We start from the raw sequence: 12,716 nt of genomic DNA, 5'->3' as shown, positions 1-12,716 counted from the left end.
CCCCTTGAAGGGCGCGCCTCACATGATCGGGTCTGGTTCCCTTGCCAGGTCCGCTGCTCCTACCAAGCCCGCGTCGTTTCCGAGGCTTGCTGCCAGGACGTCCGCCACCGGGCGCCAGTTGCCGCCCACCAGCCAGCGTTTGTACGATTTGCGGATCGGGTCCAGGACCAGTTCGCCCTCGTCCGACAGGCCGCCGCCGATGATGAACGCCGACGGGTCGAAGAGGGACGCCAGGTCGGCCAGGCCCGCGCCTACCCAGCGGGCCAGCTCGCGGTAGGAGTCGACCGCGACCGGGTCGCCCTGCCTCGCCGCCATCGAGATGTGCTTGCCCTCGATGCCGTCGGGTGTGGAGTCGCCGAGGCCGAGCAGGATCTCGGCGTTCTCGGGGGCCGCGTTGGCGCGCTGCTTGGCGTAGCGGACGAGGGCGCGGCCGGAGGCGTACTGCTCCCAGCAGCCCTGGGAGCCGCAGCCGCACAGGAGGCCGTCCGGCACCATGCGGATGTGGCCGAACTCGGCGGCGACGCCGAAGTGGCCCCGGCGGAGCTTGTTGCCGATGATGATGCCGCCGCCGAGGCCGGTGCCGAGGGTGATGCAGATGACGTTGCGGTGGCCCTTGCCCGCGCCGAACTTGTACTCGCCCCAGGCGGCGGCGTTCGCGTCGTTCTCGACGACCACGGGAAGGCCGGTGCGCTGCTCGACCTTCTCCTTCAGCGGCTCGTTGCGCCAGTCGATGTTGGGCGCGAAGTAGACGGTGGAGCGCTGGCGGTTGACGTAACCGGCGGCGCCGATGCCGACGCCCACGATCTCGTGCCCGGCGCGCGCTCCCTCGACGGCGGAGGCGATGGCGTCCACGATGCCCTCGGGCGTGCCCGGGGTCGGCACCTTGTGGGTCGACAGGATGGTGCCTTCCTCGTCGACCACCCCGGCCGCGATCTTCGTGCCGCCGATGTCGACGCCGATGGTGAGTCCCATGAATCCCTCAGTTTCGGTCGAGCCCCGCTACGGCCACCGTACCGGAGGGTGGCGGTGAGGCCGACCGACAGTGAACCCCTCAGTCGACGTCGATGCGCTGGCCCGGCCCCGTGCCGTCGTCCTTGTCGTCGTCCTTCGTCCAGCGGGCTTCCTGCTTCTGGACGGCGGAGCGGTAGGCGGCGAGGAGTTCGTTTCCGGCGGCGGCGAGGTGGTCGAAGACGTCGGGGTTGCGTTCGACGACGGGTTCGACGACGGACTTGGCCTGCTGGACGACCTGGCGGACGACCTGCTGCGCGGCCGGACCCGCGACCGCGCCGAGGAGCGGGGACTGGAGGCCGGAGAGTTTGTCGGAGACGGCGTCGAAGAGTTTGCGCAGTTCCTCGCCGGCCGAGCCGGGGGGCGGGCCGTACTGGGCGCGGCGGCGGGCCTTCTCGGCGGCCAGGTCCTCTTCGCAGGCGGTGGCCCAGGCGTCGTCGTCCGTGGCGTGCGGCCTCTCGTCGACCGCCTCGCGCGCCTCGCTGTCGTCGCTGCTCATGACGTCTCCCTACGGCTCGTCCTTACGACGGTACCCGAACGGCGGTATGTCCTTCACCGCTCGCGGGGCCACAACTGCGGATCCGGCGCGAACCGGACCCTCAGCTCGCCGTCCCTGAGCGAGGCGCCCTCCACGGTGCAGCGCCTGAGCACGGAGGGGAGCGCGACGATGCGTTTGAACGGGCCGACGGTGACGACGAGTTCGTCGCCCCGGCGGATCAGGTCCAGCTCGCCGCGGACGGCGCCGGGCAGGGGCAGCGTCCAGGTGAAGACGCCGTCCTGTTCGGTGACGGGCCACTCGACGGACGGGGCGGGCGGTGCGACCGGGGGGACGGCGAGGGTGTGCAGGTCGTCGAGTCCGCGCGGGTCCCTGCCGAGGTGGGCGACCGTTTCGGCGTCCCACTCCGCCAGCGCCTTGCGCTGCTGCGCGGCGAGTCCGGCGAGCCATCCCTCCTCGTCCGGGACGACCCTGTTGGCGATCAGCGTCTCCACGGGCAACCGGCGCAGCGCGAGCCCCAGTCGGACGTCCCGTACGGCGTCGTCGCCGGCGGGGCCGGGTTCGGCGACGATCCTTACGGCTGTGTCCGGGGCGGCCAGTACGGCTTCGACGGCGGCCAGTTCGACGTCCCACCTGCCCGCCGTCTCGTACAGCCACTCCGCCGGCATCGGCACCCCGGCGAGCCTCCCCAGCACGGGGCGCAGGGCGCGGGCGGCCTGCCGTTCGGCGGGGAGGAGGCGCCTGAGGTAGCGGCGCAGTTCCTCGGGGAGGGCGAGGAGGGCGAGCGCCTTCGACGCCGGGGGCAGGTCGACGACGATCAGGTCGAACCGCTCGGACAGCGCGGCGTCCCGCAACGCCCTCAGCAGGTTGAGCTCTTCCGCGCCGGGCAGCGTCGTCATCTCCTCGGTTTCGAGCCGGGCGGCGCCGAGGAGGTCGAGGGCGGTGGTCGCCTTCTCCTGGAGGCGGACCAGGTCCTCCCGGAAACCGGCGGAGGCATCGGGGCGCCAGGCGGTGAGGAGTTCGTTCACCGCGACGGGCTTGTCCCCGGTGGGCACCCCCAGCGCGGCGCCCAGGCCGTCCCCCCGATCAGCACTGAGGACGAGGGTCCGGGTGCCGGCGAGGGAGGCGGAGAGGGCGGTGGCGGCGGCGATCGTGGTACGACCGGCACCGCCGGGCCCGGCGAGGAGGAGGGTGCGCATAAGGGTGAACGCTAACGGGTCGGGTTTCCCCGGAAGGAGGCTACTAGCCCTCCACCCTCTTCTTCAGTCCCGCCAGCGCCCGGTCGATGATGACCTTCTCGGCCTTGCGCTTGATCATGCCGAGCATGGGGATCTTGACGTCGACGGTGAGGCGGTAGGTGACCTCGGTCGAAGAGGGGCCGGCCGACTTGAGGATGTAGGAGCCGTCGAGGGAACGCAGCATCTGGGACTTGACCAGCGTCCAGGAGACCTCGTTGTCGCCGGTCCAGGTGTACGCGAGGGTCTGGTCGTCCTTGATCGCGCCGGCGTCCATGACGAGCCGGACCTGCTCGGCGCGGCCGGCCGCGTCGGACTGAAGGACCTCGGCCTCCTTCACCTCGCCGGTCCAGTCCGGGTAGCGGGCGAAGTCGGCGATGACCGCCATGACGTCGGCCGGTGCCGCCGAAATCGTGATGCTCGAACTGGTGTGTTCCGCCATCGCCGGGGCTCCTCCAGATGCGGACCGGAAAGGAAGGGTGCGCGTGAAGGCTACCGCGCGCATGACCTGCCGACTTCACGCCCCTCACCCCCACCGCCTCCCGCCCCTCACCACTCCAGGGCGAAGGGTCTCCCGGACCCCGCGAAGTGGCCGACGTTGACGCATTCGGTGGCGCCGACGCGCATGCGGCGGGCGAGGGGCTGGTGGACGTGCCCGAAGAGGGAGTAGCGGGGCCGGGTGCGGCGGATCGCGTCGAGGAGGGCGGCGCTGCCCCGCTCGAAGCGGCGCGCGACGGTGTCGTACACCAGCTCCGGCACCTCCGGCGGAATGTGCGTGCACAGGACGTCGACGGCGCCGACGGCCTCGATCTTGGCCGCGTACTCCTCGTCGGAGATCTCGAAGGGCGTGTTCATGGGCGTGCGCAGCCCCCCGCCGACGAACCCGAACGTGCGCCCGCCGATCTCGACGACCTCGCCGTCGAGGACGGTGGTGCCGGACCCTGCGTACTCCTTCCAGAGCGCGGGCATGTCGACGTTCCCGTAGGTGGCGTACGTCGGCGTCGGGAACGCGGCGAACAGCTCGGCGTACTGCCTGCGCACGGCCGTCTCGATGACCGTCGCGCGGTCGCCGTCGACCTGGCTCCACAGCCGGCGGCCGAGGTCGCGGGCCTCCTCGAAGCGGCGGGCGGTGCGCAGGGCGACCAGCCGGCTCGCGTTCTCGGCGCCGAAGAGGTCGGGGAAGATGCCGCGGGAGTGGTCGGCGTAGTCGAGGAAGAGGATCAGGTCGCCCAGACAGACGAGCGCGTCGGCGCCCTCCCCGGCGCGCGCGAGGTCGTGCGCGTTGCCGTGGACGTCACTCACCACGTGGATACGTGTGGATGCCATGTCGATCAAGGGTAGGCGGGGACGCGACGGGTGAACAGTGACGTCCATAACCGGCGTTACTGGCCGGTCAGTAAGTCGGTGGACTACCGTACGCAGAGCACTACCGAAGATGTGTGACGCAGCGAACATCTCAGCCGGACCCCCTGTCGAAGTCGCCATACCGACCGGTAACGTCCGGGCAGTCCACCGAGCCCATGGACCGTAACCGTCGCATCGCACGACGTCGTGGCGCCGGCGCCCTATGAGGAGCAGCAGTCTTGCGCGAGTTCAGCCTTCCGGCTTTGTACGAGGTTCCCGCCGACGGGAACCTGACCGACATCGTCCGCAGAAACGCCGCGCAGCACCCGGACGTCGCCGTGATCGCCCGCAAGTCGGGCGGCGCCTGGCAGGACGTGACGGCGACGGAGTTCCTGGCCGAGGTGCACGCCGCCGCGAAGGGTCTGATCGCCGCCGGGGTGGAGCCGGGCGACCGGGTGGGGCTGATGTCGCGCACGCGGTACGAGTGGACGCTGCTCGACTTCGCGATCTGGAGCGCGGGCGCGGTCACGGTGCCGGTGTACGAGACCAGCTCGCCGGAGCAGATCGGCTGGATCCTCTCCGACTCGGGCGCGACGGCCTGCGTCGTCGAGCTGGACACGCACGCCGCCGCCGTCGAGTCGGTGCGCGCGGAGCTGCCGGCGCTCAAGCACGTGTGGCAGATCGAGGCCGGGGGCGTCGAGGAGCTGGGCCGGCTCGGCGCGGACGTGCCGGACGCGACGGTCGACGAGCGCAGCGCGCGGGCGAAGGCGGACGACCCGGCGACGATCGTCTACACCTCGGGTACCACGGGCCGCCCCAAGGGCTGTGTCCTCACGCACCGCAGTTTCTTCGCGGAGTGCGGCAACGTCGTCGAGCGGCTGCGCCCGCTGTTCCGTACCGGTGAGTGCAGTGTGCTGCTGTTCCTGCCGCTGGCGCACGTCTTCGGGCGGCTCGTGCAGATCGCGCCGATGATGGCGCCGATCAAGCTGGGCAACCTGCCGGACATCAAGAACCTCACGGACGAGCTGGCGTCGTTCCGGCCGACGCTGATCCTGGGCGTGCCGCGCGTCTTCGAGAAGGTCTACAACTCGGCGCGCGCGAAGGCGCAGGCCGACGGCAAGGGCGCGATCTTCGACAAGGCCGCCGACACGGCGATCGCCTACAGCAAGGCCCTCGACCTGCCGTCGGGGCCGTCGCTCGGGCTGAAGATCAAGCACAAGGTCTTCGACAAGCTCGTCTACAGCAAGCTGCGCGCGGTCCTCGGCGGCCGGGGCGAGTACGCGATCTCCGGCGGGGCCCCGCTCGGCGAACGGCTCGGCCACTTCTTCCGGGGCATCGGCTTCACGGTCCTGGAGGGCTACGGCCTGACCGAGTCCTGTGCGGCGACGGCGTTCAACCCCTGGGACCGGCAGAAGATCGGCACGGTCGGCCAGCCGCTGCCCGGCTCGGTGGTCAGGATCGCGGACGACGGCGAGGTGCTGCTGCACGGCGAGCACCTGTTCAAGGAGTACTGGAACAACCCGGCGGCGACGGCTGAGGCGCTGGCCGACAACTGGTTCCACACCGGGGACATCGGCACCCTCGACGAGGACGGCTACCTCTCCATCACCGGCCGCAAGAAGGAGATCATCGTCACCGCGGGCGGCAAGAACGTCGCCCCGGCGGTGATCGAGGACCGCATCCGCGCGCACGCGCTGGTCGCCGAGTGCATGGTCGTCGGCGACGGCCGGCCGTTCGTGGCCGCGCTCGTCACCATCGACGACGAGTTCCTGGGCCGCTGGGCCGCCGAGCACGGCAAGCCCGCGGACGCCACAGCGGCGTCGCTGCGCGACGACCCGGATCTGCTCGCGGCGATCCAGACGGCGGTCGACGACGGCAACGCCGCGGTGTCGAAAGCGGAATCGGTGCGGAAGTTCCGCATTCTCTCCTCCCAGTTCACGGAGGACTCGGGCCACCTCACCCCGTCGCTGAAGCTCAAGCGGAACGTGGTGGCGAAGGACTACGCGGGCGAGATCGAGGCCCTGTACGCGAAGTAGCCCTGTTTTTCAGGGCCGTTCATGGCGCGGCGGTTCATGGCGCGGTGTCCTCCACGAGGACCCGCGCCATCGTTCTCTCCGCGAGCGCGGTGATCGTGACGAACGGGTTCACGCCGATGTTGCCGGGCACGAGCGAGCTGTCAGTGACGTACAGCCGTGAATACCCCTTCACCCTCCCGTAGTCGTCGGTCGCCTTCCCCAACACGCAGCCGCCCAGCGGGTGGTAGCAGAAGTCGTCGGCGAAGACCTTGCTGGGCGTGCCGAACAGGTCGTAGCGGTAGATCGTCGAGTTGGCCGCGTTGATCCGGTCGAACAGCTTCTTCGCCATCGCGACGGAGACCGCGCTCTGGGCGGCGCTCCAACTCAGGCTCAGCGAACCGTTGTCGTACGAGAGCGTCGCGCGTTCGGGGTTCTTGGTGATGGCCAGGTAGAGGCTCACCCAGTTCTCCAACCCCGTGGGCAGCGGGGCCATTTCGGCGAAGACGGGGTTGTCGGGGTTGGCCCAGTCGTCGATGCCCATGACCGGCATCGTCGACTGGTCGGCGCCGGTCGTGTCCCACAGGTGGTTGGCGCGGCCCAGCATGACGTTGCCGTTGGGTCCCCAGCCCGCGCCGACGCTCGCGTCCAGCGCCGGGAGCGTGCCCGACTGGCGTGCCCTGACGAGGAGTTCGGTGGTGCCGAGGCTGCCGCCGCCGAGGAACAGGTAGGCACAGCCGTACTGTTTCGTCTCGACGACCGTGCCGGTGTCGTCGAGGCGGCCGGTCTCCAGGACCCAACTCCCGTCGCTCGCGCGGCTGATGGCGGTGACCTTCTCCATGGTGTGGAGGGTGACGTTGCCGGTGCCGAGCGCCGCGGCGAGGTAGGTCTTGTCGAGGCTGCGCTTGCCGTGGTTGTTGCCGTAGATGACTTCCTGGCCCAGCGCCGACCTCGGCACCGTGCCCGCCGCCTCCTTCCGCATGTACGCGAAGTCGTAGACGCTGGGGACGAACGTCGTCCGCAGGCCCGTTCGTTGGGCGGCCTTGCGCGCGGTGCGGGTGAACCGGTACCAGTCCGTCGACTCGAACCACGCCGGGTCGATGGAGTTGACGCCGAGCATCGCGCGGGCGCGCGGGAAGTAGGTGCCGTACATCTCCGTCGCGTCGACCGTCGGGAACTGCTCGGCGAAGTAGGAGCGGAGGGGGGTGACGGCCATCGAGCCGTTGACCAGGGAGCCGCCGCCGACTCCTCTGCCCACGTACACCGACATGTTCGCGAACCGCACGCGGTCCAGGACGCCGGGGTAGGGGGTGATGTCCCTGTTCACCACGTCCAGCCACAGGAACGAGGCGAGGGGGGCCTCGGTGCGGGCGCGGAACCACATGGACCGCTTGTCGGGGCTCGCGGTGGTGCAGAAGACCTTGCCGTCGGGGCCGGCCGTGTTCCAGGCGCGGCCCATTTCGAGGACGAGGGTGCGGATGCCGGCCTGGGCGAGCCTGAGGGCGGCGACCGCTCCGCCGTAGCCCGAACCGACCACGATCGCCGGGGAGTTGTCGACGGGCTCGGGCTCTTCGGCGTGGGCCGACGCGAGGGAGATCCGGGTGAGACCGAGAGTGGCGGCCGTCTGGAGGGCGGCCATGCCGAGGATCTGGCGTCTACTGAGCTGACGTTGCGTCAGATTTCCTGTCATATGCGGAGCATGGGCGGAGGCCCGGGTTCCGGCTAGGGCCTGTCGTCAAATTCCCGTCGTCCGCCCGCAGGGCGGGCCGGGCGGGGTCTGGTGCGTGCAGCTGCAAGGCGGAGGAGGGCGGCGACGCGGAGCGTCGGCAACCGACGACAACGCCGCAGATGCGCGTGCCAGACCCCGCCCGGCAGACGGGAATTTGACGACAGGCCCTAGGGGGTAGGTCCTATGCGCGCAGGGTGGATCTCAAAGTTTCCGCCAAGAGGTCCCAGCGCCATTTTTCCTCCACCCAACGGCGTCCCCGCTCCCCCATCCGTCTCCTCAGGTCCGCGTCGCCCAGCAGCACCACGATCCGCTCGGCCGTCTCCTCCACCGACTCGCCGCGCACGACCCAGCCGGTCTCGCCGTCCAGGACGGCGTCCGGCGCGCCGCCCGAGTCGCCCGCCACCACCGGCAGCCCCGTCGCCGACGCCTCCAGGTAGACGATGCCCAGGCCCTCGACGTCCAGGCCGCCGCGCCTCGTCCGGCAGGGCATCGCGAAGACATCGCCGGCGCCGTAGTGGGCGGGGAGTTCGCCCCAGGGGACGGCGCCGGTGAAGCGGACGGCGTCCGCGACGCCGGTCTCCGCCGCGAGCTTGCGCAGGTCGTCCGCGTAGGGGCCGCCGCCGACGATCAGCAGGACGGCGTCCGGCTCGGCCCGCAGGATCCTCGGCATCGCGCGGATCAGCGTGTCCTGGCCCTTGCGCGGGACCAGCCGCGACACGCACACCACCACCGGGCGGTCCGTGAGCCCCAGCCGCGCACGGACCTCCGCGCCGCCCGACCCCGGGTGGAACGTCTTCTCGTCGACACCCGGCGGAAGCTGGACCATCCTCGCGGCAGCCTCGGGCGTCAGCGCACCGGCGATACGAGAACGCGTGTACTCCCCCAAATACGTGAGCGTGTCCGTCGATTCACCGATCCGCCGCAACAGACTCCGCGCCGCCGGAAGCTGGGCCCACCCCGCCTCATGCCCATGAGTCGTCGCGACCAGCCTCCGCGCCCCGGCCCTCCGCAACGCCGGCGCCATCAGCCCCAACGGCGCCGCCGCCCCGAACCACACCGACGTACACCCGTGCTCCCTCAACAACGACACCGCCCGCCGAGTAGCCCCCGGCGTCGGCAACAACATCGTCGTCCGGTCCCTGACGACCGTGAAGGGCTGCTCGGCGTCGAACGCCGCCGTCGCCTCGACCCCCTCACGCGTGCGCTTCCAGGTGGACGCGTAGACGACAAGGCTCGCCGGGTCGAGCCGCAACGCCATGTTGTGCAGGAACGCCTGGATACCGCCGGGGCGGGGCGGAAAGTCGTTGGTCACAATGAGGGTCTTGTCCATCCCGGCCGACTGTAACGGACGGGCGGGGTGGGGGGTGTAAGGGGCGGGGGGGAACGCCGCAGGCAGGGGCGGGGGTGCGAGGAGGCGGAGGCACGCGGCGGGGCCCGCGCGGGGAGAGGGCCACGAAGACCCGCGCCCGCCCCGTCCCCGACCTCGCCACGCTGGTGCTGCTGCTCGGCGTGGGGCGTGGGTGTGGTCGTGGGGGTGCCGTTACTGGGGCCGACGGCCTACGCGCGGAACGAGGTGACGGTGACCGCCGTCGCCGGCGCCCGGTGTCCCCGTCCGACGGGCGTGCTGCTGAAGGTGTGACCAGCCCTCCTGCCGGCCAGCGGCGACGGTGGCCGTCCTCGCGGCCGGGCTCGCGCTGATGACGCCGGGGGCGTTCGCGGGGTTCCAGCGCGACCGGGGGACGGGGGCTGAGTCGCTGTCCGCGCCGCCCTTCTGCTCACCCGCAACGCCCTCCCCCTCACCGCCGTCACCCCCTGCGCCCGCCCACGGCGCTCCACCTCCGCCCGCCCCAGATCCCCGCCCCGGCCGACCCGCTCGACCACCCCTTCCTGACCAGCGCCGCTCCCTGCACCCCCATGGAAACCGCCATCGCCGCACAGACCCCGGCCAGCCCGAACCCCGACAGCCCGTACGCCAGCGGCAGTTGTACCGCCGTCCCGGCCACGGTCACCCCCGCCACCCCTCCCCCGCTGCCCTCGAACACCCCGCCCAGGGCGATCACTGCGCCCATCAGGACGAGGTACGGCCCGACGCAGCGCAGGAACAGGACCCCGTCCGCCGTGACGTCGTCGCCCGCTCCGAACGCGGCCATGATCCAGGGCGCGCCCGCGGCGAACACCCCGGCGGCCACGATGCCCACGCCTGCCGCGAGGCCCGCGGCGGCTCGCGCGATCGTCCGGGTCTCGCCGCCCGTGTACGCGGTGTGGATGACCGCGGCCTGGCGGACGGCGTAGAAGGCCATCGTCGCGAGGTAGAGCACCTTGTACGCGATCCCGTACGCAGCCACCGCCGTCACCCCGATCCGCGCGACGATCGCGACGAGCACGAGCCCGCCGCCCTGGCGGACGGTGAAGTCGAGGGCCATCGGCAGTCCGACGGCCAGCACGCGCCGGGCCGCGTCGGGGGTCCCTTTCCCGGTGGGGACCCCGCGACGCCGCAGGACGGCCACCCCGGCCCCCAGGGCCACGCACCGGCACAGCACGGTCGAGACGGCGGCGCCCCGCACCCCGTACGCGCCGATCAGTACCGGATCCGCCACGAGGATCAGCCCGTTGGTGAGGAGCGCCAGCCGCATCGGGGTCTTGGTGTCGCCCGTCCCCTTGAGGACGCCGTCGACGAGGTTCTGCGCGTAGAAGACGGCCAGCCCCGGCAGGGACACCGCGAAGTACTGGGCGACGAGCGGCGCCTCACCGCCCGTCAGCAGCCGGGCCAGCGGCTCCCGGAGGAGATACCCGCCCCCGGCGACCACGGGCGTGACCAGGGCGAACAGCACCCATCCCCCACGGACGGCCGCCCCGGCGGCCACCGGATCCCGCTCGCCTCTCGCCCGCGCGAGCAGCACCGTCGTCCCGGACGAGAAGACGAGGGCGACGCCGAGCAGCACGTTCTCGGTGGTCGTCGCGACCGCGACGGCGGCGACGGCGGAGGGGCCGAGCGGGGCGACCCAGAGGGTGTTGACGAGGCCGGAGAGGACGGAGGCGAGGAGGGAGAGGTAGAGGGGGCGGGCGAGGGTGATGAGCTGGGCGCGGTGGGTGGTCACGGGTCTCCTCTGTACGGGGCCGCCCTTCAGATCTACCTCGATTAGAGATAGCTCGTTTAGAGGTAGCATGAGCGCGTCGCCGTTCACAAGGGAGCGCCATGCTGGAGCTGTCGATCCTCGGATTCCTCGCCGAACAGCCGCTGCACGGCTACGAGTTGAAGGAACGCATCCGAGCGCTGAGCGGACACGTCCGGCCCGTCAGCGACGGCGCCCTCTACCCCGCGATCAACCGCCTCGTCGCCGCCGGGAAACTCGACCAGCGGACCGAGGACGGCGTGAGTGCGGCACCGCGCCGGGTGCTGTCCCTCACCGCCACCGGCCGGGCTGCGCTGACGGAACGGCTGCGGCGCCCCAAGGACGTGGAGATCTCCGACGGCGTCCGCTTCAACACACTGCTGGCGTTCCTGCGACACCTGCCGGACCCCCGGGAACAGGCGGCGGTCCTGCGTCGCCGGCTGGACTTCCTGGAGACACCGAGCAGCTTCTTCTACGAGGGCGAGGTGCCCGTACGGGCCGAGGACAGCGGGGACCTGTTCCGGGCGGGGATGCTACGGGTGGCACGGGCGACGGGGGAGGCGGAACGGGGTTGGCTGCGGGAGGCACTGGCGGAACTGGAGGGGTGAACCTCCCCCCTCACCCCGCCAACTCCTCCTTCACATACGCCCGCCACTGCTCCGTGAACTCCCCCGACGACACCCCCAACACCCTCCCCAGCGCCCCCTCCACAGCCCCCTCCCGCTTCCCGTGCGCCCCGACGGCCTTGTAGAAGGCATCGAGCCGGTCCTCCCCCCAACGCTCGGCGATGAGACGGCACGCCAGCCACCCACCCTCGTACGCCTGGGCCAACCGAGTGGCATCGGCGCCGAAGGAGAAGTCCGCGTCGGTGGGCAGCGCGGCAGGCAGCCGACCCTCGGTGACGGCGGTCTGAAGTTCGGGAGCCGCCTCGGCGGGCGTACGCGAGGTGGTCCGGTAACCGACCCAGTCCGCGTACCCCTCGGACAACCACAGGGGCGTCGCGGCGTTGGTGTGCGCGCGGGTGGCGACGTGGGTGGTCTCGTGCGTGAGGACGACCTGCCGGCCGACGGAGCCGAGCATCGCGTACGCCTCGGGGTTGACGACGATCCGGTCGGCCGGCGCCCGCCCGCCGGTCTCGCCGGTGGTGACGGCGGCTATCCCCCGGTACGAGTCGACGGACGCCCCCAGCAGCTCCGCCATCCCCCGCAAGGACCCCGGCACCACCACGACGACGCGCCGCGCCCACCCCGTCCCCCACGCCTCGGAGACCGCGGGGACGGCCCGGTCGGCGAGGTCGGCGAAGTCCCGGAGCCGGTCGAGGGGCTGCCCCACTCCCATCACCAGGCTCCGCGCCCCCCGCACCACGCTCACCCGCCCCTGGTCCCACAACTGCTCCCCCGCGCCCTCCTCGGGCTCCTCCGAGACGACGGACCAGACCCCGCCCTCGTCCCGGGCCAGCCGCACCACCCGCGAGGTCGTCACCGGCACCGAGTCGTACCCCCGCAGCCGGTAGCTGAGCCGTGCGTCGGCGGTGGCGCGGTCCCCCTCGGCGTCGACGGACGTGAGCCGGTACGACCACTGCGCGAGCGGCACGTCGTAGGTGGCCCCCTCCCGCCCGAGCACGACGGCGGCCCGCCGGTCCAGGGCGACCTGCACCTCGTCGCGGGTCGTGTCCCGCCGGGAGCCGGGCCCGCACCCCACCAGCGAGACGGCGAGCAGGCACAGGGCTATGACCCCCGACCCGCGCACCCGCCTCCGATCACCAGCCATCCAGACGAT

The 12,716-nt window shown here is 71.7% G+C and carries 11 protein-coding genes; 2 read left to right on the top strand and 9 right to left on the bottom strand.

Features of this window, described 5'->3' with window-relative positions:
• Window positions 1-18: 18 nt before the first annotated feature.
• The 5 genes from IAG44_RS29555 to IAG44_RS29535 all read right to left on the bottom strand — a co-directional run bounded on the left by IAG44_RS29555 (window position 19) and on the right by IAG44_RS29535 (window position 4,065).
• Entirely contained in the window at window positions 19-972 is a 954-nt protein-coding gene (locus IAG44_RS29555; protein ID WP_187750119.1) for an ROK family glucokinase, read from the bottom strand.
• Between the two features lie 79 nt (window positions 973-1,051).
• Window positions 1,052-1,507 carry a DUF5304 domain-containing protein gene (locus IAG44_RS29550; protein ID WP_187750118.1) on the bottom strand — a complete coding sequence of 152 codons (456 nt, stop codon included), beginning with the start codon at window positions 1,505-1,507 and terminating at the stop codon, window positions 1,052-1,054.
• Window positions 1,508-1,560: 53 nt separating this feature from the next.
• Window positions 1,561-2,703, bottom strand: a complete 1,143-nt coding sequence (locus tag IAG44_RS29545) for an ArsA family ATPase (protein ID WP_187750117.1) — start codon at window positions 2,701-2,703, stop codon at window positions 1,561-1,563.
• 43 nt (window positions 2,704-2,746) lie between these two features.
• Window positions 2,747-3,181 carry an SRPBCC family protein gene (locus IAG44_RS29540; RefSeq protein ID WP_187750116.1) on the bottom strand — a complete coding sequence of 145 codons (435 nt, stop codon included), beginning with the start codon at window positions 3,179-3,181 and terminating at the stop codon, window positions 2,747-2,749.
• Between the two features lie 107 nt (window positions 3,182-3,288).
• Window positions 3,289-4,065 (bottom strand): metallophosphoesterase family protein, encoded by a 777-nt coding sequence (locus tag IAG44_RS29535; RefSeq protein ID WP_187750115.1) that lies wholly within the window; start codon window positions 4,063-4,065, stop codon window positions 3,289-3,291.
• A 257-nt stretch (window positions 4,066-4,322) separates the two neighbouring features.
• Between IAG44_RS29535 and IAG44_RS29530 the strand changes: the two genes are divergently transcribed.
• Window positions 4,323-6,119: an AMP-dependent synthetase/ligase gene (locus IAG44_RS29530; RefSeq protein WP_187750114.1), complete on the top strand. Its 1,797-nt coding sequence runs from the start codon at window positions 4,323-4,325 to the stop codon at window positions 6,117-6,119.
• A gap of 34 nt (window positions 6,120-6,153) precedes the next feature.
• Here IAG44_RS29530 and IAG44_RS29525 read toward each other — a convergent pair whose 3' ends face one another.
• The 3 genes from IAG44_RS29525 to IAG44_RS29515 all read right to left on the bottom strand — a co-directional run bounded on the left by IAG44_RS29525 (window position 6,154) and on the right by IAG44_RS29515 (window position 10,922).
• The gene (locus IAG44_RS29525; protein ID WP_484603690.1) at window positions 6,154-7,785 is read right to left on the bottom strand and encodes a GMC oxidoreductase; all 1,632 of its coding nucleotides are present in this window, start codon (window positions 7,783-7,785) and stop codon (window positions 6,154-6,156) included.
• Between the two features lie 220 nt (window positions 7,786-8,005).
• On the bottom strand, window positions 8,006-9,154 hold the full coding sequence (locus IAG44_RS29520) for a glycosyltransferase family 4 protein (RefSeq protein WP_187750113.1): 1,149 nt from the start codon (window positions 9,152-9,154) through the stop codon (window positions 8,006-8,008).
• A gap of 475 nt (window positions 9,155-9,629) precedes the next feature.
• Window positions 9,630-10,922, bottom strand: a complete 1,293-nt coding sequence (locus tag IAG44_RS29515) for an MATE family efflux transporter (RefSeq protein WP_187750112.1) — start codon at window positions 10,920-10,922, stop codon at window positions 9,630-9,632.
• A gap of 98 nt (window positions 10,923-11,020) precedes the next feature.
• Between IAG44_RS29515 and IAG44_RS29510 the strand changes: the two genes are divergently transcribed.
• On the top strand, window positions 11,021-11,545 hold the full coding sequence (locus IAG44_RS29510) for a PadR family transcriptional regulator (RefSeq protein WP_187750111.1): 525 nt from the start codon (window positions 11,021-11,023) through the stop codon (window positions 11,543-11,545).
• Window positions 11,546-11,555: 10 nt separating this feature from the next.
• Here the strand turns inward: IAG44_RS29510 and IAG44_RS29505 are convergent, their stop codons facing one another.
• Entirely contained in the window at window positions 11,556-12,707 is a 1,152-nt protein-coding gene (locus tag IAG44_RS29505; protein ID WP_187750110.1) for a hypothetical protein, read from the bottom strand.
• Window positions 12,708-12,716: the final 9 nt, after the last annotated feature.

Source organism: Streptomyces roseirectus (genome assembly GCF_014489635.1).
Taxonomy (GTDB): Bacteria; Actinomycetota; Actinomycetes; order Streptomycetales; family Streptomycetaceae; genus Streptomyces; species Streptomyces roseirectus.
The sequence above is the reverse complement of the archived record's forward strand: the minus strand, read 5'-3'. Positions and strand labels throughout refer to the sequence as shown.

Excerpts from the sequence above, each read along its gene's own strand:
- IAG44_RS29510 (WP_187750111.1), top strand. The coding sequence starts at position 11,021 with ATGCTGGAGCTGTCGATCCTCGGATTCCTCGCCGAACAGCCGCTGCAC.
- IAG44_RS29550 (WP_187750118.1), bottom strand. The coding sequence starts at position 1,507 with ATGAGCAGCGACGACAGCGAGGCGCGCGAGGCGGTCGACGAGAGGCCG.
- IAG44_RS29555 (WP_187750119.1), bottom strand. The coding sequence starts at position 972 with ATGGGACTCACCATCGGCGTCGACATCGGCGGCACGAAGATCGCGGCC.
- IAG44_RS29535 (WP_187750115.1), bottom strand. The coding sequence starts at position 4,065 with ATGGCATCCACACGTATCCACGTGGTGAGTGACGTCCACGGCAACGCG.
- IAG44_RS29505 (WP_187750110.1), bottom strand. The coding sequence starts at position 12,707 with ATGGCTGGTGATCGGAGGCGGGTGCGCGGGTCGGGGGTCATAGCCCTG.
- IAG44_RS29540 (WP_187750116.1), bottom strand. The coding sequence starts at position 3,181 with ATGGCGGAACACACCAGTTCGAGCATCACGATTTCGGCGGCACCGGCC.
- IAG44_RS29545 (WP_187750117.1), bottom strand. The coding sequence starts at position 2,703 with ATGCGCACCCTCCTCCTCGCCGGGCCCGGCGGTGCCGGTCGTACCACG.
- IAG44_RS29520 (WP_187750113.1), bottom strand. The coding sequence starts at position 9,154 with ATGGACAAGACCCTCATTGTGACCAACGACTTTCCGCCCCGCCCCGGC.
- IAG44_RS29525 (WP_484603690.1), bottom strand. The coding sequence starts at position 7,785 with ATGACAGGAAATCTGACGCAACGTCAGCTCAGTAGACGCCAGATCCTC.